Here is a 1188-nt window from a genome sequence, read left to right as displayed (position 1 = left end):
GGTCACGGAGCGGCTGCGCCGCGCCGGCATCACGCCGCTCGACGCCGACGAGGCCCTTCGCGCCATGCAGGTCCTCCAATCCGCCCAAGGCGCTCCCGTCACCGTCGTGGCCGACCTCGACTGGAGCCGCTTCGCGCCCGGCCTGACCGCCGCCCGCCCGCTCCCGCTGCTGGAGGGAGTACCGGAGGCCGTCCATGCCCTGGAAGCGGCACGTGACACAAGCGGTACGGGCGGCGGGCACGGCGTGCCGCCCTTCGCCGCCCAGCTCGCCGCACTGCCCGAGGCCGATCGCGCCCCCGCCGTCCTGGAGGCCGTCCGCCAGGCGGCGGCCCTCGCTCTCGGACACGCGAGCTCCGCGGCCGTCGAGCCCGACCGTGCCTTCAAGGACCTCGGGTTCGACTCGCTGACCGCGGTGGAACTGCGGAACGTGCTGGGATCGGTGACGGGTCTGCCGCTGCCGAGTTCGCTGGTGTTCGACTACCCGACGCCGCTGGTGCTGGCCGGGTATCTGTGCGGCGAGCTGCTGGGTGCCGGTGCCGGTGCCGGTGCCGGTGCGGGTGCGGGTGCCGGGGGCGGGGTCGCGTCCGTGGCGGGTGCTGCGGTCGAGTCCGTTGCGGGTTCGGTGTCCGTGGTGGACGACCCGGTGGCGATCGTGGGGATGGGGTGCCGGTTCCCGGGTGGGGTGGGGTCGCCGGAAGGGCTGTGGGGGTTGGTGGCGGCGGGGGTGGATGCGGTGGGGGAGTTTCCCGCTGATCGTGGGTGGGATGTGGAGGGGGTGTACGACCCGGATCCCGAGCGTGTGGGTACGTCGTACGTGCGGGTGGGTGCGTTCTTGGATGATGTCGCGGGGTTTGATGCGGGGTTCTTCGGGATCTCGCCGCGTGAGGCGTTGGCGATGGATCCGCAGCAGCGGTTGCTGCTGGAGACGTCGTGGGAGGCGGTGGAGCGGGCGGGTATTGATCCGCGGTCGTTGCGGGGCAGTGCGACAGGTGTGTTCGTGGGGACCAATGGTCAGGATTATCCGGCGTTGCTGCTGGGTGCGGCCGATGGTGGGCTGGGGCATGCGGGGACGGGGAACGCTGCGGCTGTGGTGTCGGGGCGGGTGGCGTACACGCTCGGGCTGGAGGGTCCGACGCTGACGGTCGACACGGCGTGTTCGTCGTCGCTGGTGGCGCTGCACCTGGCGGC

At 72.5% G+C, this 1188-nt stretch carries 1 protein-coding gene; it reads left to right on the top strand.

The window, feature by feature from the left end; genetic code table 11:
• The coding region (locus K7G61_RS35870) for a type I polyketide synthase (RefSeq protein WP_225851341.1) at window positions 1-1188 on the top strand (1188 nt) is incomplete at both ends.

The sequence above is a fragment of the Streptomyces sp. HPF1205 genome, assembly GCF_020400825.1.
GTDB lineage: Bacteria > Actinomycetota > Actinomycetes > Streptomycetales > Streptomycetaceae > Actinacidiphila.
Note: the sequence above shows the minus strand (reverse complement) of the source record. Positions and strands in the feature narration are given on the sequence as shown.